20 protein-coding genes and 1 pseudogene are annotated in these 21,308 nt (G+C 40.7%); 2 read left to right on the top strand and 19 right to left on the bottom strand.

Features of this window, described 5'->3' with window-relative positions:
* Positions 1-5: 5 nt before the first annotated feature.
* The 3 genes from FZC79_RS00790 to FZC79_RS00800 form a co-directional block, all read right to left on the bottom strand.
* A complete protein-coding gene (locus FZC79_RS00790) occupies positions 6-491 on the bottom strand; it encodes a CcdC family protein (protein WP_148945451.1) in 486 nt (161 codons plus the stop codon).
* 547 nt (positions 492-1,038) lie between these two features.
* Positions 1,039-1,398, bottom strand: a complete 360-nt coding sequence (locus FZC79_RS00795; protein ID WP_148945009.1) for a response regulator — start codon at positions 1,396-1,398, stop codon at positions 1,039-1,041.
* Positions 1,399-1,656: 258 nt separating this feature from the next.
* On the bottom strand, positions 1,657-2,364 hold the full coding sequence (locus tag FZC79_RS00800; RefSeq protein ID WP_148945010.1) for a cytochrome c biogenesis CcdA family protein: 708 nt from the start codon (positions 2,362-2,364) through the stop codon (positions 1,657-1,659).
* A gap of 465 nt (positions 2,365-2,829) precedes the next feature.
* On the opposite strand from FZC79_RS00800, the gene FZC79_RS00805 reads away from it, so the two are divergent.
* Positions 2,830-3,030 carry an aspartyl-phosphate phosphatase Spo0E family protein gene (locus FZC79_RS00805; RefSeq protein WP_148940039.1) on the top strand — a complete coding sequence of 67 codons (201 nt, stop codon included), beginning with the start codon at positions 2,830-2,832 and terminating at the stop codon, positions 3,028-3,030.
* A gap of 212 nt (positions 3,031-3,242) precedes the next feature.
* Here the strand turns inward: FZC79_RS00805 and FZC79_RS00810 are convergent, their stop codons facing one another.
* From FZC79_RS00810 to yneA, 10 genes are all read right to left on the bottom strand, one after another.
* The gene (locus FZC79_RS00810; protein ID WP_148945011.1) at positions 3,243-3,905 is read right to left on the bottom strand and encodes a hypothetical protein; all 663 of its coding nucleotides are present in this window, start codon (positions 3,903-3,905) and stop codon (positions 3,243-3,245) included.
* 112 nt (positions 3,906-4,017) lie between these two features.
* Complete coding sequence (locus FZC79_RS00815; RefSeq protein ID WP_148945012.1) at positions 4,018-5,814, bottom strand: ABC transporter ATP-binding protein; 1,797 nt, start codon at positions 5,812-5,814, stop codon at positions 4,018-4,020.
* A 4-nt stretch (positions 5,815-5,818) separates the two neighbouring features.
* Entirely contained in the window at positions 5,819-7,567 is a 1,749-nt protein-coding gene (locus FZC79_RS00820) for an ABC transporter transmembrane domain-containing protein (protein WP_148945013.1), read from the bottom strand.
* A 631-nt stretch (positions 7,568-8,198) separates the two neighbouring features.
* Positions 8,199-9,359: a CamS family sex pheromone protein gene (locus FZC79_RS00825; protein WP_148945014.1), complete on the bottom strand. Its 1,161-nt coding sequence runs from the start codon at positions 9,357-9,359 to the stop codon at positions 8,199-8,201.
* Between the two features lie 451 nt (positions 9,360-9,810).
* Entirely contained in the window at positions 9,811-10,029 is a 219-nt protein-coding gene (locus FZC79_RS00830) for a YneF family protein (protein ID WP_119549243.1), read from the bottom strand.
* 197 nt (positions 10,030-10,226) lie between these two features.
* Complete coding sequence (gene sirA, locus FZC79_RS00835) at positions 10,227-10,667, bottom strand: sporulation inhibitor of replication protein SirA (protein ID WP_148945015.1); 441 nt, start codon at positions 10,665-10,667, stop codon at positions 10,227-10,229.
* Between the two features lie 394 nt (positions 10,668-11,061).
* The gene (gene tkt / locus FZC79_RS00840) at positions 11,062-13,068 is read right to left on the bottom strand and encodes a transketolase (protein ID WP_148945016.1); all 2,007 of its coding nucleotides are present in this window, start codon (positions 13,066-13,068) and stop codon (positions 11,062-11,064) included.
* A 429-nt stretch (positions 13,069-13,497) separates the two neighbouring features.
* Positions 13,498-13,731: a DUF896 domain-containing protein gene (locus FZC79_RS00845; RefSeq protein ID WP_148945017.1), complete on the bottom strand. Its 234-nt coding sequence runs from the start codon at positions 13,729-13,731 to the stop codon at positions 13,498-13,500.
* 121 nt (positions 13,732-13,852) lie between these two features.
* Positions 13,853-14,503, bottom strand: a complete 651-nt coding sequence (locus FZC79_RS00850; protein WP_148945018.1) for a YneB family resolvase-like protein — start codon at positions 14,501-14,503, stop codon at positions 13,853-13,855.
* Between the two features lie 11 nt (positions 14,504-14,514).
* Positions 14,515-14,841 carry a cell division suppressor protein YneA gene (gene yneA / locus FZC79_RS00855; protein ID WP_148945019.1) on the bottom strand — a complete coding sequence of 109 codons (327 nt, stop codon included), beginning with the start codon at positions 14,839-14,841 and terminating at the stop codon, positions 14,515-14,517.
* A 153-nt stretch (positions 14,842-14,994) separates the two neighbouring features.
* Between yneA and lexA the strand changes: the two genes are divergently transcribed.
* The gene (gene lexA / locus FZC79_RS00860; protein WP_148940050.1) at positions 14,995-15,615 is read left to right on the top strand and encodes a transcriptional repressor LexA; all 621 of its coding nucleotides are present in this window, start codon (positions 14,995-14,997) and stop codon (positions 15,613-15,615) included.
* 116 nt (positions 15,616-15,731) lie between these two features.
* Here the strand turns inward: lexA and FZC79_RS23945 are convergent, their stop codons facing one another.
* From FZC79_RS23945 to FZC79_RS00895, 6 genes and pseudogenes are all read right to left on the bottom strand, one after another.
* Positions 15,732-15,956, bottom strand: a complete 225-nt coding sequence (locus tag FZC79_RS23945) for a hypothetical protein (protein ID WP_316246766.1) — start codon at positions 15,954-15,956, stop codon at positions 15,732-15,734.
* Positions 15,957-16,394: 438 nt separating this feature from the next.
* Entirely contained in the window at positions 16,395-17,786 is a 1,392-nt protein-coding gene (gene rlmD / locus FZC79_RS00870; RefSeq protein WP_148945020.1) for a 23S rRNA (uracil(1939)-C(5))-methyltransferase RlmD, read from the bottom strand.
* A gap of 561 nt (positions 17,787-18,347) precedes the next feature.
* A complete protein-coding gene (locus tag FZC79_RS00875) occupies positions 18,348-19,007 on the bottom strand; it encodes a hypothetical protein (RefSeq protein WP_148945021.1) in 660 nt (219 codons plus the stop codon).
* A 77-nt stretch (positions 19,008-19,084) separates the two neighbouring features.
* Positions 19,085-19,975, bottom strand: a complete 891-nt coding sequence (locus tag FZC79_RS00880) for an EamA family transporter (RefSeq protein ID WP_148945022.1) — start codon at positions 19,973-19,975, stop codon at positions 19,085-19,087.
* Positions 19,976-20,167: 192 nt separating this feature from the next.
* Positions 20,168-20,275, bottom strand: a pseudogene (locus tag FZC79_RS23525) (GNAT family N-acetyltransferase); the annotation flags it as partial.
* 150 nt (positions 20,276-20,425) lie between these two features.
* Complete coding sequence (locus FZC79_RS00895; RefSeq protein ID WP_148945023.1) at positions 20,426-21,307, bottom strand: aminoglycoside 6-adenylyltransferase; 882 nt, start codon at positions 21,305-21,307, stop codon at positions 20,426-20,428.
* Between the last annotated feature and the right edge of the window lies 1 nt (position 21,308).

The raw sequence follows: 21,308 nt of genomic DNA on the forward strand, positions 1-21,308 counted from the left end.
TATGTTTAAATCGTAGTGGTCGTTAATTCATCTTTATCGTCCAGCAGTTTCTTATACTGCATATACATAGCAACTCTCCATGGAACAATCATCCCGAAAGCAAGAATCCAGAACATCCCACTGAGCTGGCCATAATCTATACTGCTGCTTAATACTATTTTTGCAGCAATCCTTACTAGCAGCAACCCGATTAAAATGAACGCAAAAGCTTTTGACCGTTTTAAGTAAATATCATTATCACGAACTTCAAAACGTGATGTTTTGACGAGGAATATAGAAAAGATCATGCCGACAACCAACGCTTCTACCATTTCTGCCAGGGTAACCCTGAACATCGGTATAAGAAACATAAGTGCACCTGTGCTCATAAATAGTGGAGGCAGGATAATCTTTCTGGCTGTTACCGGCTTTTTTTGGGCCTTCATTCTAATGAAAATCACAAAAAAACCCATACCAATCGCAATAATGGATGAAGCAATCGTCATGGACATAGTCATCATCCTTCTTAAATAATTTACATGTGTCGACACTAATTATAGACTATTAACACAAAAGCGCAAGTAGCCGTTCGCGGGCTCATCTTCACAATCAACAAGACATACCCTTCTGGTTGTACAAACAAATTCTTTCCTCACTCCGCTCAACCCGGCTAGTTATAAACACTAACTGGCAACAACGAAGGTATCATTTTATTTATTATGCCTCATACAAGTTTCTTCTCTGCTTCCTGCATACTTTTAATGCACTTTTCTTCCCTTAGCTTTCGTAACGGGAGCAGCCCTCATCTCTCTTTTCCAAGACATCAGAAATTATAACTGTTTTTCCATAGATTGTTGCTTTCTGAAAAATCCTAAGAGCGGGATTTGCCCCGGATACTAAGGCTTTCCTCACTAATCAGGGGGTGCAGCTCTTTTCTTTCTAACGATTATTTTCGGTGATTTACATCGATATCCCAGTATTTAATGTTAAATAGCAACAAAGTTTACGAGAAGAGCCTAATATAAAAAACCCCTGCATCACTGATGAGGGGAAGAATATTTAACTTATTGCTCTATTGATTGCCTCGACAACACGGCTTTCATCAAAAGGCTTTACAATGAAGTCTTTTGCGCCGGCTTCGATCGCTTCGACAACAAGCTTCTGCTGGCCCATTGCCGAGCACATGATGATTTTGGCATGTGGATATTCTTTCACAATATGTCTTACTGCTTCAATCCCGCTCATTTCAGGCATGGTGATATCCATTGTGACGATATCAGGGAGAAGCTCCCTGTATTTTTCAATAGCCTGGGTGCCTGTCTCGGCCTCTCCGATTACTCTATGTTCACTTGTTTTCAGCATATTCCCAAGCGTCATGCGCATGAATTTAGCATCGTCCACTATTAGTACTGTTGCCACAGGTGATCCTCCTTGTTCCAGCAATGGATGTGGAATTTCTAATTTTAGCAGGTTAATTTTCTGATTATTTTCATATTCAAATATAGCACTCTTTATCTAGTAATTTCAATCTTTAAAGCAAATCTTAACATTTATCTATTATTTTGATTTTTTGCCGCCGAGATGGTGGAAGACTTTTACTCAAGGCGGACGATTCTAATGAAATTATCCTCTGATATGTAAAATGGCCAGCTTGTCATAAAGCCGGCCTTCTATTAGTTAAAAACCAGTGAATCCCCCAGTGATTTTACTGAAGAAGATGATGATCTCGGTAAGCCAATCAAAAAATAGCATGATGCCGACAAGAATCATGATATAACCGCCGACTTTCATGATTTTAGCATTATTTTTTCTAATCCATTGCATTTTACCCACAAAGAAGGACAAAACAAGGAATGGAATGGAAAAGCCCAATGCATAAGATATCATGTAAATCATTCCTGACCCTGGATTCGAACCGATCAGCGATATGACAGCCCCCAGTATAGGACCTGTACATGGAGTCCATCCGGCTGCAAAAGCCATACCGATTAAGACTGATCCAATGAAACCAGCAGGCCGGTTCTTGAATTCAAACTTTCTGTCTTTCATTAAGAACTGCGGCTGGAAAACTCCTATAACCATCAGTCCGAAGATGACAATGAAGATGGCCCCCGCCTGACGGATGATATCTTCATATTGGAAGAGGAAATTCCCCAAATAGGTCGAACTGAATCCCAAAACAACAAATATTGACGAAAATCCTAATAGAAACAATATGGTATGGATCAAACTTCTTTTTTGCAGCTTTACATTTTCATTTTTCAAATCACTCACTGACATTCCTGTTATGTATGATAGAAATGCAGGATATAGCGGCAGACAGCACGGTGAAATGAAGCTAAGAAAACCAGCGCCGAAAGCTAAAAATATATTAATATCACCCATGACACCCCAACTCCTTAAGGTTTCTTTATTTTCATGGCTCTTTTCGAAAGCTTTGTTACTATTTCACACTATTTCCAAAAAACTATGATCCACCGGTCTACCCTTATTAAACAGGAAAAGAAAAGAGCTGCTCACCCTGAGAGAGTAATACCTCAGTATCCAGGGGAAATCCGGCTCTTGGGATTTTTCAGAAAGCAACAATGTATGAGAAAACATCCTTTATTATTGTATCAGACATCAATGCCTCATTGGAGATTTAGCACTGTGAACAATTTGTGTACAGAGCAGGATGCTTGATATAAAAGGAATTACACTTCCTCCTATTAACAATTACTTACTTTTTTCATAAATTATGTGAATAATTCTTTTAAAAAAAGCTTCTTTTCGCTATACTATTATTTATTAGTAACATTTATTAACAAAACCAAAACACTTTAAGACACTTCCAAGAAAGGACTTAAGACCATGTATAAACAAGAGCTACTAGATCGTATAGAAAAAAAACGTGCCCAATTAATAGATATTGCAGCTGTTAATGGTCTTAATTCACCTCTCGCCATCAAATACAGTCAAGAACTGGACTCCCTATTAAATCATTACAACCGACAATTTATAAAGGCTTCATCTATATCAAAATCATTGGCTGCCAAACATGCAGCTCATTAAAAATTTTTATCCCATATACTAGCGGACCTTCCACTGTGCTTCTGTCAAACAGTGCTTTGCTGAGTGTTAAACGCCCTGTTAGACAGCGAATATCTTCACCTAATATAATAGCTGATTAATAAGCTCCGCCCAAGTTTAAATCCTATTATTTAAATCAATTCTACCTAAAAAAGGCAAAAGCATATTTCAGCTTTTGCCTTTTACTATTAGAATCATTTAAAGTCCATTTCATCCTCGATTCTATCTTCTTGTTTCTCACTTTCCAATCCTTCTGCTTCAGCGTTATTATTCCCTTCAGGCTCTGTTTTCTCTTTATTATCAGTTTTAGTTTTAGAAACCAACCACGAATCATTATCCAACACTAAAACAAAAGTAACCTCTAAGTTCCCTCTCAATTCGCTGCTGTTGTTCTGGATGACATGGTATTCACCTTCAGAAATTTTCTCTACGTTATAATCCTGATCATACTTCAGCCAGATCGGTGCTTCCGTCGCCACTACGGATAATGTTCCATCCTTATCATTGATATAGATATCCGCAAGGTCTTCTGCCTGCTCTTTTGTCATGATCGTTGAAAATTGTTGAATGATTTCATCTCTGGATTCATATTCCTTGAGTTCAGGACCTTTATCGATCACTTCCATAAAGGTATCTTCATACTGCCTTAGAACCTCTGCCGCTTTCTCCTTAGTCATTTCCGCTTCTTCGGTATCGCCATTTACGGCTTTATCAGTTGAAGCGGTTTCAAATGTTTCCTCTTGTGTCTCCTTCACTGCCTGAGCTTCAGCAGGGTTGGCTTCTGTACTTTCTTCAGCTGTGCCACAACCTGCCAGCAACAATAAGGAAAGACCAACCCCATACGATATTTTTTTCATGCTCCTGATTCTCCTTTCTATAATTTACCTTATACTAGCCTATACACCACAGAGTCACCTTCTAAACAAAAAAAAGAAAGACAACCGCCAATTTAACGGTCATCTCTCCGAATTAGGAATTCACTGCACCCTCCATGCCTTCTACTAAGCCATTTTGCAAAAGATACATTTTGTGATACAAGCCTTTTTGTAATAAAAGCTGCTGATGATTCCCTCTTTCCACTATTTCTCCCTGGTGGAGGACGAGAATACAATCGGCATCTTGGATTGTAGATAGTCTGTGGGCAATGGCAATGGTTGTACGGCCTTTCCTCATTTTCGCCAAAGCCTCCTGGATAGCGTCTTCTGTTTCTGTATCAATGTTCGCTGTGGCTTCATCCAACACCAGAATTTTCGGGTTGGTGGCAATTGTCCTCGCGAAAGCGATCAATTGCCTTTGTCCGCTGGATAACGTGGAGCCGCGCTCAACTACCTTGTGGGAATAGGAATCCGGCAGCTTTTCAATAAATGTATGAGCTTGAACAAACTCTGCCGCTGACTCCACTTCTTCATCGGTCATATTACTGTTATGAAGCTTAATATTATCTTTTACTGTTCCATAAAACAGAAACGGATCCTGCAGAACAAGTCCGACACGGTCTCGGAGCTCTTCGATAGGATATTTCTTAATGGACTGTCCGTCAATCAAGATTTCCCCTTTTTTAAATTCATAAAACCTCATCAATAAATTGATAATTGAACTTTTCCCGCTGCCTGTATGACCGACCAATGCAATTGTTTCACCAGGTTTGGCTTTAAAAGAAATATTTTTCAAGACATCTTTATGGCCGTCATAGGAAAAGGTGATGTCTCTGAATTCGATCTCGGCATCTGCTATTTTCCCTTTTGCCCCTTTGATTTGTGCAGGTGATTCTTCAGTCTCATCAAGCAGCGTAAACACACGGGAAGAAGCGACAATCGCCTGCTGGAACAGCGACAGCCTCATCATGATATTATTTACGGGTTCAAAGAAACGGTCCAGATAGCTGATGAATGCATAAAGAACACCGATTTCGATTGGGTTATTAAAGGAAGCAATCCCGAAGTAACTCAGTACAAGAATCAAGGCAGAGGTATATACGAGATCAATCGCAGGACGAAGCAGCAGTCCATCGATTTTTATATTCCGCATACCGGCTTTATAGTGACTTTCATTAATGTCTCCAAACTCTTCTCTAAGCCGTTTTTCCTGCCTGAACACCTGAATGATTGACATTCCTTGCAAGGACTCGCTCAACTTGGCATTCAACTGACTCAATCTTTCCCGTAAGTCATGATAAAAGATGGAACTGTATTTTCTGTAAGTCCTGATTATCATGAACAGGACTGGCAGGATAAACAAGCAGAACAACGCCAGTTTCACATTGAGGATGAACATGGCGGTAAATATCCCTATAAACAGGAAACTTCCTTGTATGAAGCTCACCAGAACACTGACAAACATATCTTTAATTGCTTCCGTGTCATTTGTTACCCTGGATACAATACCTCCTGCAGGTGTTTGGTCGAAATATCTCATTCCGAGGTCCTGCACTTTTGAAAAAACGTCAACTCTCAGCTGTTGAATGATTTTCAAAGCTATTTCCTGAAACTTTAATAATTGAAAATAAGAAATGAGTACGTTGGCAATCTGTATACCGATATAACCCGCTGCCAGCCATACCAGCGGTTCATATGGAAAGTTCCTGGGTGTCAGATAGTCATCTATAAATACTTTGACAAGATAGGGGCCGAGAACATCGCCTACAGTCGTCAAAGCCAATAGAAAAAAGGCCAGGAATATAGATTTTTTATGCGGTATTGTATATCTTACCAACCTTTTTAAAACTTGGCGCTGGTCCTTGGCTGACATGGTTGTTGTTTTTTCCATAAGGTTATCCTCCATGCTCTACTAATTCTTCTAACTGCTGGCGCAAATACATCTCCCTGTACCAGCCTTCATTCTCCATCAACTCTTCATGAGTCCCTTTTTCTGTAATTCTTCCACTATCAAGGACAAGGATTAAATTCGCATGTTGTATGGCACTCAGCCTGTGAGCCGTAATAATGGTTGTCCTTCCTTCCCGGTTCTCCTTAAGTGCTCTAAGAATGGATTCTTCCGTCTTTGCATCTATAGCTGATAAAGAGTCATCCAGGATCAGTACCTCCGGCTCCATCATCAGGGCCCTTGCTATTGAAATCCTCTGTTTCTGCCCGCCTGACAAGGAGACCCCCCTCTCACCTACTACAGTTTGATAGCCGTCAGTGAATCCTTTAATATCTTCGTGGATGTGAGCCAGCGAAGCTGCGGCCTCAATAGCCTCCATATCAGACATGGGATTGGTAAAGGCTATGTTTTCAGCTATGGTGGCAGAGAACAAGAAATGATCCTGCGGGACATAGCCTAGGGAATTTCTGAGCGTCTCTAGTTTATAGTCTTTAATAGACCGGCCACCCAATCGGACTTCCCCATCATAGCCTTCGAATTCCCTGATAAGAATCTTGAGCAGGGTAGTCTTACCGGCACCAGTCTTACCGACAATCCCCAATGTTTCCCCTCGTTTTAGAGTGAAGCGGATTTCTTCGAGTACAGCCTCTTCTTCCCCAGGGTACTTAAAATGGGCAATATCATACTCAATATCTCCCTCAGGTTTCACATTCAATGCGCCAGGACTGTCATCAATTTCAACTTTTTCTGCCAGCAATCCGGATACCCGGTCATAAGAAGCACGACCTCTTTCAACAATGTTAAAAAGCCACCCAAACGCAAGCATCGGCCAAATCAACAGTCCCAAATAGGTTGTAAACGACACGAGTTCCCCTATCGTAATATCCCCTGCAATTACGAATCTGGAGCCAAATGCAACAGATAAAAAGAAAGAAATCCCGACTATAATGGAAATAGTTGGATCAAACAATGAATCGACCTTAGCGACCGAGATGTTTTTTTGGACCACATCTTCAGATTGATCCCTGAATGATTCTATGTCTTCTTTTTCCTGCCCAAAGGTCTTAATGACTTTTATGCCTGAAACACTTTCCTGCGTTTTATCATTGAGATTGGAGAAAGCCTCCTGAGCCTTATGAAATCTTTTATGTAATAAAGTGCCGTAATAATTGGTCAATATCGCCATGACCGGCATTGGAATCAACGCAATCAAGGTCAGTTTCCAGCTGATCGTGGCAGCCATGGCAATGATGACAAATCCACCTGTTGCCAGGGAATCCACAAGTGTCAGTACTCCCTGTCCTGCTGTCATTTGAATAGCTTGAAGATCATTTGTAGCGTGCGCCATCAAGTCGCCTACACGCCTTTTCTGATAAAAGGACGGCGTCATTTTCGTAAAATGATGATACAGCTTGTTTCGAAGCAATTTGGACAGCTTAACAGCAGAACCAAAAATCATCATTCTCCATACAAATCTCAGACCATACATACTTAACCCGGCTGCTGCCAAGATGCCCGCCCATTGCAGTAACCCAGCAGGTGTAAGTTCATTTTGTTTAATACTGTCCACCACTATACCGATGACCTTAGGCGGCACCAGCTGGAGCAATGCTACCAATAACAGAACGCTTATGCCTGTTAAATAGGATTTCTTTTCTTGTTTAAAAAACCACATCAAATCAAGAAAGACTTTCATGATGCAACCCCCGAATCCAGAAATATTTTTGCGACTCTTAATTTTAGCAAATTTTTGAATAATATAAAATAAAAACCAAGCTGTCTTCGTAAATATTTATTGCTTTCTAATGGGCGGCTTATTACCATTCCATATGCACGGCTTCAAACGGCTCGCAGTGAATTTGATTAGAAAGCGAAGTTGTTCCTTATAAAATTGCAAATCTTCTCCGTAAAAAGGAAACACAACGAACAAAATACTTATGCTGACTTATCGCAAGGTTGGGCGTCCGGAATTCTCCGGCCACTGCCCATTGCAGCTGCATTTATAGTAGGACGTCATTTCATCCCTGACATTCAAATTTCCTCCTGAGAAATAGGGTGGGACATTTATTTTCAGGAGGTTATTTGCCAACGGAGGGGCTAGCCAGACCCTCGCTAGTGTAATGAGGACTTTATTCACCTTCAGCTCTATATCAACGATGAGTTAAATATTATCAACAATTTATTAAAAGAGCCTAATTGAAACTTTCATAAGCTTCTAAATAGCAGCAGGCCTTTCCCATAATTTCTATTTGCTCTGACTTTGTCCGCAAGTTTTATTTTCTCCATGAGATTCGCGCAAATAAAAAAACGTGCATAAAGCACGTTTTTTAACTGCCGGTATCATGAATGTGTACTGCCGGTTCTTGTTCCGGCTCCAATAAGATTGTGGCTGCTGTACCTTCAGGAGTTTTCACATAAATATATACGGGTTCATGTGGGAAAAAGTCTTGAATTTCAGGAGTAAAGGCTTGTACAAAGCCGACAATTTCTCCGTATTTCGTCATGTCAGTATTAACATTGATCACCATCTTCTGCATGTCACTGCCAATATAAGTTCCTTTAGAAACCAATTGGATGGTACGGTCCACAAAGAACGAATTCATATCCTCTTCTAATCCTTTGAAGCGGTTCGAAACGACACGGTCATGCTCTTCAGCCTCATCCGATGGAAAGAGGTACTCTTGTTTTTCTGTGTCTCTCCACTTTTTAATCGACTTATCATTAGCATCCAGGTAAGCGTAACTGAAATAGGATCCTGGAAGAACACTGTTTTTCTTTTCAAGCTGATAGAGAGAAATTACAACAGGTATGTTTCCCAGGCCCTCCTTTTGTCTAATACGGTTAATGATTGTACCGGCCATCTTCTTGCCTTCACTAACCATTTTTTTACTGGGCTCATCCAAACCGCTGATTTCTTTCGTGTCAAAATGTTTCAATCCCATATTATCGTCCACAGTAATATAATCAACAGAGTTCATGGCAAGCGCAATGGATATCCCCTTCAAGTTCCCTTCTTTATCCACGTAATTTTGTTCATGGACATATCCAAGGTACATGGGACTTTCTTTTTTAATCTCCATTACTTTTTCCCAACCCATGCTATCCTCTACTTCTATTGCAGGATTTAAGCCGAGTTCATCATTAGACTCCCGGCGTATCCAGCTTCTGATTTCCTCCAGATGCTGCCCTTCCTGATAGATGTAGTCTTCAGCAGGGAAATATTCTTCTGAGATGCTCATCAGACCTGTTTCGATTTCGTTCATATCAACACGGTTATTCACCTGATAAGTAATAAGCTCGCGGTTCTTGCTGAAAGCTGAAGATTTAACATTGTATCTTAAATATTCATTGGTTTCATTTTCAGATGTAGTCTGCTGAGTAACCAAGTTTGTGTTTTCAGTATCTGACTCGCCAGGCATGCCCATGAAGTTGCATCCTGATAGAATCAACAGTAAACTCGCACTAGTTGCAATTAGTCGTTTATTCATTTAGGTCTCCCTCCGACCACTATTTTAACATAAAAACAGACAGGTGTAGACCAGCCGTTATAATTCAACACCATAATAATAGTGAAATAAACAGGATAGATAATCAAGTAAGAAGCTCATTAACCTTAATTTTTTTATAAGGCTCTTTCCGTAACTTATAGGTTGTATAATAATAATTCAAACTAACATTTTCATTTATAAGAGACTATATAGGAGCCAAAGCGAATTCCAAAAGCAGCTACCTATTTAAGGACAGACTTTCGAAGAGGTATGGCTGTTAATCAGTCACATTTTCAATAACCAAAAAAGATCACCACCCTGCTTTATACAGGAAAGTGATCTTCTTTATTTCAATGCTGAACGATTGCGCATAGTGGAAAAGCAGACTCTTCCTTATACTTCAATTTAATTAAGCATTTTCATGAGCTGAAACTCATTGTGCAATTGGCAGTTACTTGCCTTGCTGCTTGTTCATTGCGTTCATCATTTGATTGATTTTCTTTTGGGAAGGTTTCTGTCCCATTTGCATCATCATCATTCTTAACATTTGTTCATTGATTGGTGGATTTTTCTTTAGGTAGCTCATCATATATTTACGAGCGATGAAAAATCCTAGCGCTACCCCAGCTAAAGCAGCCAGAACACCGACTAGAATAAATTGCCAAAGCATAGTTCTATTTCCTCCTTCATGTTGTCCTTATAAAAGTGTACTAAACCAAGGAAGATTATACAATATTTTAATTTAAATTTCTTTATTCAAAACATTATTTTCTTATACATGATAGCTAATTGAGGATTAAGTTTGAATAACAGTTGTATAATCTACTAGCTGTCTTAGCAGTTAGAATATTGATTAGTTACGGCCTCTTAAACATACTTTCTCATTTTTATCGGTTTAAGCCAGCCAAATTGTTCATGTTCGAGATTAATTGCCAGCAGCCTGCCATCCAGCTTTCTCAACAGTTCAAAAATGTAAGCTTCCCAATCACTATGGCCTTGCAATTCTACCTTTACATAGTAATCCAGCACACTGATTTTGGCGGTATTTTTCCCGCAGGAAGATTCAATATAATATCTATTATCATTCTGGATGTATTCTTTTTTGATTGAAAGCGCCTGGGACAAAGCTCGATTGAAAGGCAAAAAAGGGATAGGTTTTGTAATATATTGAACTTGTTTCAACACTATCTCTTCCATCTGCCCAGTGGCAATCTTACTTTCAAGAAATAAATTATAAAACGCTCGTTCCCTGCCATAGAAATAATCAGCAACCTCATCTTCTATCCAATAGAGCCGGTAGGATTTCATATATCTTCCTCCCCATAGCTTGTCCTTTTTTATAGTATAAAGAACCAAGAGAGGCAAGATTGTAGAAAACTGTTGAGAAAATGCACTAGTTTTGTCGAATTTATTTACAAGGCTGTTTTCATATATAATTTTGCTCTCGGAAAAATCCCCAGAGGCGAATTTCCCCCGGTTACTAAGAATTTAAACATTAAACGGGGAAGAGCAGCTCTTTTCTTTTCGTTGTTACCAAATGTCATCTTGGTAATAGGCATTTTTTTGAAAGTTAGTATCAAATAGCAACAAACTTTACGAAAAGAGCCATTCACAAATACCTGCATTATCATAAAATGTATTCGATTTCATAAAACCAAAAGCTGCTGAAAAACAGCAGCTTTTAAAGATATCAACCATTCAATTATCTTTCAAGTAATGCTTTTACACGTGAAACGACATTTTCGACTGTAAAGCCATACTCTTCCATGATTCTTTCTCCAGGTGCTGAAGCTCCGAAACCATTAATCGCCAGGATATCACCCTCATCACCAGAGTAACGGTCCCAACCAAGAGGAGAACCAACTTCCAGTGCAAGACGCTTCTTAACAGCTTTTGGAATAATAGATTCTTTATATTCTTTAGACTGCTCTTCAAAGCGATCCCATGACGGCATGCTGATAACGGAAACAGCAATTCCATCCTTTATTAGAGCACTTTGAGCTTCTACAGCAAGACTTACTTCAGACCCTGATGCTAATAAAAGAGCATCAGGCTGTTCTTTGCCTGCAGGGGATACGACATAAGCGCCTTTTTCTACCCCAGTTTGTGCCTTGGCATCCGTTCCTTTTAAGGTAGGAAGATTTTGTCTTGTCAACACAAGTGCTGTCGGCTTATCTTTTGAAGTCAGTGCTGTGCGCCAAGCGGCAGCAGTTTCGTTTCCATCAGCTGGGCGGATGACGGAAAGATTAGGCATAGCCCTCAGAGAAGCCAGTTGTTCGATTGGCTCATGCGTCGGTCCATCCTCACCCACAGCTATACTGTCATGAGTGAACACATACGTTACAGGAAGACCCATCAAGGCAGCAAGACGGATTGCCGGTCTTAAGTAGTCAGAGAATACGAAGAACGTTCCGCCGAATACTTTAACTCCACCATGCAGCGCCATACCATTCATGGCAGCACCCATTCCGAATTCACGGACACCAAACCAGATATTGCGTCCTTCATAAGATTGAGGAGTGAAATCCTTTTGGTTTTTGATCATCGTCTTATTAGAACCAGCAAGGTCCGCTGAACCACCAATTAATGTAGGCATATTTTTAGCTATGCTATTCATCACTTCACCTGAAGAAGCACGGCTCGCCAAGCTGCTTCCTTCTTCATATACAGGAACCTCTTTATCCCAGCCTTCAGGAAGCTCGCCATTCATCGCAGATAGGAATTGAGCGGCAAGTTCAGGATATTCTGCTTTATATTGAGTGAATAACTCATTCCATTCCTTTTCTTTCTTCGCTCCTGCATCAACCATTTGCTCTTTGAATCGATCTTGAACTTCAGAAGGCACGTGGAAATCTTTTTCAAAAGTCCACTTGTATGCTTCCTTAGTCAACTTCATTTCATCTTCACCGAGCGGCGCACCGTGCACATCGGATTTACCCGATTTATTTGGAGCTCCGTAACCAATGACGGTCTTTACTTCGATCAGTGTCGGGTGGTTTTCGTCACTCTTTGCCTCTTCCAGCGCTTTTGCTATTGCTTCTGTATCATTTCCATCCTCGACACGAACATATTGCCAGCCATACGCTTTGAAACGGCCTTCTACGTCTTCAGAGAACGACCTGTCTAACTCTCCATCTAGTGAAATATCATTAGAATCATACATCACAACCAGACGCCCTAATTTTAAATGAGCTGCCAGTGATGCTGCTTCTGAAGATATCCCTTCCATGAGATCTCCATCACCACAAACACTGTATGTATAATGGTCCACAATATTGAAGTTGTCACGGTTATAAACAGATGCCAAATGACGTTCTGCCATTGCCATTCCCACTGCCATTGCCAACCCTTGTCCAAGTGGACCAGTCGTGGCTTCCACACCAGGAGTATGACCGTATTCAGGGTGCCCAGGCGTCTTGCTTCCCCACTGTCTGAACTGTTTCAGATCTTCCATTGAAACATCATAACCGGACAAGTGCAGCAAACTATATAACAACATCGATCCATGGCCTGCTGAAAGAACAAATCTGTCTCTGTTATGCCAATCAGGATTCTTTGGATTGTGGTTCATGAATTTGGACCAAAGTGCATACGTCATTGGTGCAGCACCCATCGGCATACCCGGGTGACCTGAATTTGCCTTTTCAATGGCATCAATTGAAAGTGTTCTAATTGTATTTACGGCTAATTGATCAGTTTTATCAAACATTAATCAACATCCTTCCTTTTTTCGATTACTACTTGTTAATATTAATATTCTTATCCAGTTTATACAAACGATTTGTTTGCTCCGAAAAGCAGGAATGACATACAGAAAGCGCTTACCTCATTGATATGAAAGCCTTTTCTTTATTGGGAAAATAATTTTCGCGAATCCATAAAAACGCGAAATTTTTTTCCTTCCTGCTCCTTTCACATAAAGAGCGTGTGAAATTAATCTTTCTCAATAGCAGTGTCCGCTATTTAACTGTGACTCATTAGAGCATAAATGAATTATTTAAAGGTTGTACACTCAGTATAGCACTGCAACGTGAAACAGATGACCCTCACATCTTTAGAATGCACCTTTTTACTATCCTGATACCCTGTTTAAAACACTCTTAATTCAACATAAAAAACATGCAGAAAAATGCATGTTTTAATGAAACTTCTTGCTATTTTGAATATCTTTGACCTTTTGGGGAGTTACTTCATTTCCTTCAGGATCGAACATTCTTGTATTCTCAATGGTCGAACGCATAGATTGTCTGAATGTTTCCAAATATTCTTTTCTTAATTTTGTTTGTTCTTTTGCTTCAGCAGCCGTCAAACCTTTGCTTTTGGCTTTATTAGCCAGCGTATTAATCTTTGCCATTTTTTCTTTTGATAGCATAACCTGGTTCTCCTCTCCTAATGAGTGTCAATTATTCTAAAAGCATCCTGTGCTTATAACTAATCAGAAAAGACCGATTGAATATCGACATGTTACTAGAAAAAGAGAGAAAAAACAAGTGTCACGCTTCTTCAGGAGGGTGTACATACTCCTGATACCTCCTGTGAACAGTGGCTTTAGAGATATTATAACCAAAGCCTCTCAGCGTAGCTGCTATTTCCGCAAAGGTCAGTTTATTGTTTCTTAGTCTTACAATTTCTTCAACTGGGACTTCGATTCTTTCACGTCCCTCTCCGTTTCCTCTGTTCTTTAAGTTTTTATGGGGTTCATAACCCTTCTCGACCGCTCTTTTCATTCCGCGCTTTATCTTCAGATTATGCAGCTTCCGCTGGTGTTCTTCTACCATACTGACGATTTGAAGGACCATAGAGTCTGACTCTGAAAGATGAAGCTCCCCGCTGTGTGAAATACTGAAAATCTTCACACCTTCCTTAATGATGCAGTGGATGAGGGCGATCTTGGCATTCCCTCTCCCGATCCTTGTTTCATCCTGTATTAATACCGCATCAATTTCTTCTGCCTTTAAGAGATCCAGCAATTCCAGTACGCCCTCTCTCTCAAGTTCATAACCGCTGGCTTGATCTTTTATGATATGGCTGACTTCAAAGTTAAAGTTGGAAGCCAGCTTAAGAAGCTCCTCTTCTTGACGCTGCAATGAAGACTCCTGAGTATTTTTTTTTGTACTGACTCTGCAATATATTGCTGCTTTCATAAGTCAAACTCCTATTCTGTTCCACTTGCAAGTTCATAATCGGCGTTGTTAAATAGAACCCGATTTTCCCCTGGAATTATCAGTGATTCCCCGGGTTTAATTATGTCCGTTGCCAGATTGTTTTTGTGTGTGACCCATTCTACTATCGCTTGTGTGGACATATCATGATCTTCAGATAACTCCTGAGCAATCTTCCAAAGTGAATCCCCTTCTTTTACTGTTACTTCGTGATAGGCTTCTCCCGCCCCAAGTTTAATAAGAGCTATGGAACTCATGGCCACGGCCAATCCCATAAGAAGGATAACATAAGAATAATTTCTCCAAATAGTTATAAGCATGACAATACCTCCGTACGAATGTGTGTTCGTTTTTTGTTAATATGATTATAGTACGAACATCCGTTTGGTGTCAACATTTATTCGAACTTATGTTTGTATCACTTTGGTTATCATGCTATAATGGGAACAAAAGATCGGTTTAGAGGTGAAAAAATGACAAAATTATCCAAAAGACAGCAGGATATCCTTCAATATATTAAAGAAGAAGTAAAATCAAAAGGATATCCGCCATCCGTAAGAGAGATTGGAGAAGCCGTAGGACTTGCCTCCAGTTCCACTGTTCATGGTCACCTGGCCAGATTGGAAAGCAAAGGCCTGATCAGGAGAGATCCAACCAAGCCCAGGGCGATTGAAGTCCTGAACCTTGAGGAAGACAATATTCCAAGACAAGCAGCAGTAAATGTTCCGTTAATCGGTAAAGTAACAGCAGGCCAACCCATTACAGCCATAGAAAATGTAGAAGAATTCTTTCCGCTTCCCCAGCATCTGGCCCCAGCAGATGAACAAGTGTTCATGCTGGAAATTATGGGTGATAGTATGATAGAAGCAGGTATACTGGATGGGGATTATGTTATTGTCCGCCAGCAGCAGACAGCCAATAATGGAGATATCGTTGTAGCTATGACGGAAGAAGATGAAGCAACGGTGAAACGCTTCTTCAAAGAACAGGATTTTGTCCGTCTGCAGCCAGAAAACTCCTCTATGGATCCCATTATCCTCCGCCATGTTTCCATTCTTGGTAAAGTTATAGGGGTTTACCGCCAAATTCATTGATAAAAAAACCAGGCCGGCATCCGGCCTGGTTTTTTATGAGTTTAATAGTTCATCCTATCTTTTAGACCCTGTAGAAAGGAATTCCTTCTTAAGTATATTCCGAAGCCGCAAAACGCTTATATATGCTGGGAAGCTGCCACCTTCACTAACAGGTCATCAAGGCTTCCAAAGCATTGTTCTACTTCCGGCAAGTGATAGAAAGTACTTGTAGCTGCCAGATCATTCATTGCATTTTCCGGTGAATAAAGAAATACTTTTTTTCCAAGTCCCAGCGCAATGCCCAACTCTATATGGCTTCCTTTTCCTGCAGGCAGCAGAACGATAATAAAGTCAGATTCCATAACTGCCCTTTTTTCTTCCCGGCCAATCCTCTCGAGCTCTTCCCGGGAAGATGCCCTGTCATTTTGAGTCCAATCATAGGTATGTATATAGCCAATTCGTTGTAACTCTTTGGTTAAGGTTTCTTACTGATTCGATATTTTTAAAACCGGAAGCTGTGTAAAACTTCATTACGTTCCCTCCTCATATTAAACCTCTTATTCTTTAAACTCTATATAAGCCTTTTATGGAGCTATTTCAAGGAAAACCTCTTCCTTTATCTATTGCAGCCTATGATCAATTTATAATTTCAGGATGTACAAATAAGGGCTTGGAGATTATTTGACCTCCAAACCCTTTTCACTGTGAATTATATGTGATTAGCTTCTTGAATGATGTTTGCATTTTACCGCATTTCATCTCAAGTTAAACACTTGGCAGTTCGTGATGGTGTTTCACTATTACTTCTCTAAAATTAGCTCTGCAACACACTCTACATGAACGGTATGAGGGAATAAATCAACCGGTTGAACCACTTTCAAGCTATATCCAAATTGCTCTAATTCTTTAATGTCTGCAGCAAAAGTGGAAGGGTTGCAAGAAACATAGACAATCCTTTCGGGCTGAGAACGTCCAATTCTTCTCATGACCTTCCCGCCCGCACCGGAACGAGGAGGGTCAAGCAGCAGCAGTTCAGGCCTTCCAAAGCTCTCGAGGATCTCATCGATTCCCTTTCTTGCATCCTTTGCGAGGAAGGTTGTATTGGAAATTCCATTATCTTCAGCATTGCGTTTAGCTGATTCAATCGAGCTTTCTACAATTTCAATTCCGGCAAGTTCTCCGACTCTGCTAGCAAATGGCAGTGAGAAAGTGCCTACACCACAGAAAAGATCGATCATTTTTTCTGTTTTCTTCGGTTTTCCCATCTCGACGGCCAAGTCTACTAGCTTCTGTGCCTGCACGGGGTTCGTTTGGAAGAACGTGTCAAACCAGAGGCGGAATCTGTAGCCATCCATTTCGTCATAGATGTAGTCGCGTCCAGCCAGCGTATGGCTTTTTTCTGATTGAGTACGATCTGCCCAATCTCTATTTTCAAGCCACAGCAAACTTTTGACTTTTGGGAACTTTTTTTCCACACGATCAACCAAATCAGATACTGCTACTTCCAGACTGCCATCTGGTGACTCTGTGGCAAAGACGCCAAGCATGATTTCTCCCGTTACAAATGACTGCCTTACCATCAGATGGCGAAGCAGGCCTTCATGGCTGTCTTTATCGTATCCTTTCAATTCATGCTCGCTTACCCAGTCTGCTACTTCCATTGCCGCTGTTACCATTTCTTCACTGGCGATCAAACATGTTTCGAGCGAAATGACTTTACGGAAATTCCCCTGCTCATGCAATCCAAGGGAACCGTCCGGTGAAAACGTGAACTCCATCTTGTTTCGATACTGCCAAGGATTATCCATTCCGATCGTATCAAGTACAAGAGCCGGGTCATATCCTTGAGAAGCAACTTCTTCTTTAACGTGAGCGGTTTTATGTCGTAACTGGCCTTCATAACTCCAGTGCTGCCATACACAGCCTCCGCAGCGTTCAAAATGAGGACAAGGTGCATTCGTCCTATCAGGATTCGGTTCAATGATTTCTTCAGGAATGGCTTTTCTTCTCCTTTTTAGAGGTTCATCGACCTTCACTCTGACCTTTTCTCCGGGAAGAGTACGGGGTATCGTAAGTTTCAGCTTGCCGATATGGCCCTTCTCATTCTCACGCCAAACAACAGCCTGTCCAGCACCCCTATCATCCAATCGATGAATTTGTGTTTCTACCATTTCACCTTGAGTAATCTTCAATTGGAATTCCTCCTTCATACCACAACTTTTAATAATCTATAAAGAATCTCTTTAAGATAAATTTATATTTCTGTTAGAAGACATACTTATCTAGTATAAAGGACGACGAGTGAATATGGAATGCTTTCCTGCAGATATGAAGAATTTTACTTTAAAAAACGGTATATTCCGAGCTGTGAATGGTCAGCGAAATGTTTTTATCTGTTCATACTTTTGCATAAAAGGCTATCTGATGTTTACGCTATGCATGTTTTCTCCTCTTCTCTTCTCCTTCTAATAAGGAAGTCCGCCTGCTTATTTCTCATGTGGAAATTTATTAAAGCCCCCTTGCTCAGTAACTACTCATGTTCATGATTTTCCACAGAAATAAGAAAACGCAGAGGTCTACCCCATCTGCATTAACATCTTTATTTCGGATTCACACTGACGGATCGGTATTACAGCTATGAATCATGTCTGAGGAATGATAAATCTGCATGTGCCCTGCCAAAATAAAATAAGCAAGCAATTCATAACAGAATTTGCTTGCTTATTGTTATTTCTACTTCTCTCCCATACACCTCAAACTTCTTCTCTATTTCTTTGGAAATACGCTGTTGCAGCCAAAGAGCTCAGCAATGCAAGTTCAAATAAGTTTGTGATTGCGCCGCTTTCGATTGGAAGCTGCACAGCACTTCCAGCCGCCATAACAAGCGAACCGAGGAAAAACCAAATCCATTTCTTCTTCGACCATATGATAATAGAGGCGGCCAACAGAACAACTGAAACGGCGAGAACCATTATGGGAGGTCCGCCAGAGGATGCTGTATTGCTATATGTAAGAACTCCATAATCCCAAGCAGCCTCCAATTCCATACCAAAGACTTCTGTGAAGAGTTCAAGCAAAACCAACGCTGCTGTCAGAAGATATGCGGCCCAGCGCAACCATTTGGTTTTTGCCCAACTGATATTCGCCTGCTCTAATGTCTTCCACGAGAAAAGAACCAGAAGAGGTGTGAAAAACGCATGATACCAATAACGGAGCGCATTCAGAAATTGAAGGAATGACCCTTCCCCGATGAATCTTCCTGCAGCTATGATACTATTATCATAAACAAGCCCCAAAATGACAGGCACCAGAAAAGCAGCACTGATCACACGTTCCGTTTTATATATCTTAATTGTCCAAATTGCCAATCCAATATATGCTGCAGCAAATAAACCAAAAAGAATTGTGTCCATCTCATTCTCCTTTCCTATTTTTTCTACCCTAAAAGATAAGGGAGAAACTGATTAGAGAAAAAAGTGACTTGAGCACTTCAGTTTTTTGATATAACCTTTCCCTGGTCTTGACGATTAGTCAACGACATCAATAAACATATTGCAGTTAATATTAAGACCAGGCCCGCCCAAGAATAAGTACTTAACGTTTCTCCAACCAAAAAGACACCCAGCAAGGCTGCAGTAATCGGTTCAGCTAATGAAAGTGTAACCGCTGTAGAGGAAGAAACATTCATAAGCCCTTTTGCGAAGAGTAAATAAGCAGCGGCAGTAGCAGCAAGTCCCAGGTGAAGACTGACAGCCACTCCACTTGCGTTAAATATCCATGTCATGTCTGAGAGAAATAGAAAAGGAGATAAACACAAGGCACTAAATGAAAATACGACCGCTGTCACTGAAAGCGAAGAGCGGTTACTGATCAGCTGCTTGCTGACTAATGTATAGACGGCAAATGAAAGCCCTGCTCCCAAGGCCAGCAATATTCCAACTGGCTCTATTATGAGCGATTCCCTGTTACTAAATAGCAAAGAGCAGCCTGTAACTGAGAGTATTGTTGAAAAAATCCATAGATTTGATAGTTTTCTTTTTTGCACTATCCATTCCAATAGCCCGGCAAGAATTGGCGCACTTCCGATGGCAACCACTGTTCCTACTGCCACTCCTGTCATAGATACAGCAGAAAAAAATAGCGGTTGATATAAAGCCATGCTCAAAGAAGCCAAAATGGTTGGTCTTATGGGCCAGTTCTTCAACTGAAGCTTTCCTGCAGCAATCATCAGCAGAAATAAAGCTCCCCCTCCAACTGCAAGCCTGAAGGCTCCAATAGAGATCGGACTTGCCCCCTGAGGAGCAAAAGTTTGAACAGTGCCGGTTGTTCCCCACAAAACCGCGGCCAGCAGCACTAATAAGGCGGACCTTTGATTCAACATACATACCACTCCTGCTCCTTCATTCTCTGAAAAAATCTGAGTTGCCAACGATTACAGCTGCATTATTGTGAAATGAGAAGACAAACAAGCCTATTAACTACCAGCGATATACACACTAAGAGCACAATAAAAAATAACAGGCGGCATCAGCACTCCTGCTATCTTCTTTATTCTGCTCCTGCATGTTGAGCATCAAGCCGTATATAAATCACTTCTTAAAAGAGAATACAAGTACAAATCATCGAATTTCCAACAAGTGTATTCATAGTGCCTGAGCAGACCTTCTCTTGGAAATCCCTTTGTAGCAAGCTCTCCTCCAAACGGTTTTCCAAGGAAATGCGTATTACAGATGGACTTGTCTAGTTTTTGCGTCCTCGATATCCAGTCCGCATTCTTCCTTTGTTTCACGTACAGCGACACCCTTTAAAGAATCATTGTTCAGGTATGTATTTAATAGATTTCTTCTGCATCATTTGAAAGATTCCGTACTCTTTCCATGTACCTCATCATATTTCGGTCATCCTGTTCTGGGTAAGTGTATTCCAGGCTTTCAGCAACTTCCCTGGCTAATTCACGGAACAACGAGCAGGCGGTGAAGACAGCTTCCCAAAAGTTATTATAGTTCCCGTCAGAATAGGTGGCCCGATACATCTCCCAATAGGCATCAGGAAGATACTTTTTAAAATACTTACCTGATTTCCCAGATGACACCCCAAAATTCGATTGGATTCCTATCCACCATGAGACTGCTTCATCCAGATGGGGCCGTATGATGCACTCAAACATGTTCTTTGCATAGGGAAGCTCATCACGCCATATTCCTTTGGCTACATTCTGCTGGCACCACCAGAAATTATTGCATGAGCTGAAGAATTGGGCTTCTGTCGGCTTCTTTATATGATAGTCTATATCAGTCGGTTTCACGATGGGAGGTAAGATGTTGTCTTTATCCATCAAAGGAACAGTCAACTTATCACTGAGATACCTCGGCAGCATCCCTTCTATTGCTTGGAGCTGCAGGTCGATTCGATTACCGTCTGCAAACAACATCAGAAAACCATAAGAATTGGCTGACTCCTTCCGAATGCCGGCCATTCTGTCATTTTTGTCTGGTTCCTGAATCATGAGAAGCTCACCAAATACTTTCAGCCAACTTTTATCTTCTATTAAAGGTGACGTTTCTTTAACCACATATACAATGTCATAATCTTGAAAGATATCGTTCGGGGCATTAGGATTTGTCCTTGAGCCATTCATATAGACAGCGCGGACGTTATCTTCGTTCCCTGCTGCCTCCAGTATGATATTCATCATTTCATTCTCAGTTCTCATT

Origin of the sequence: Rossellomorea vietnamensis (assembly GCF_008180615.1) — a bacterium.
In the GTDB taxonomy this organism is placed as follows: domain Bacteria; phylum Bacillota; class Bacilli; order Bacillales; family Bacillaceae_B; genus Rossellomorea; species Rossellomorea vietnamensis_D.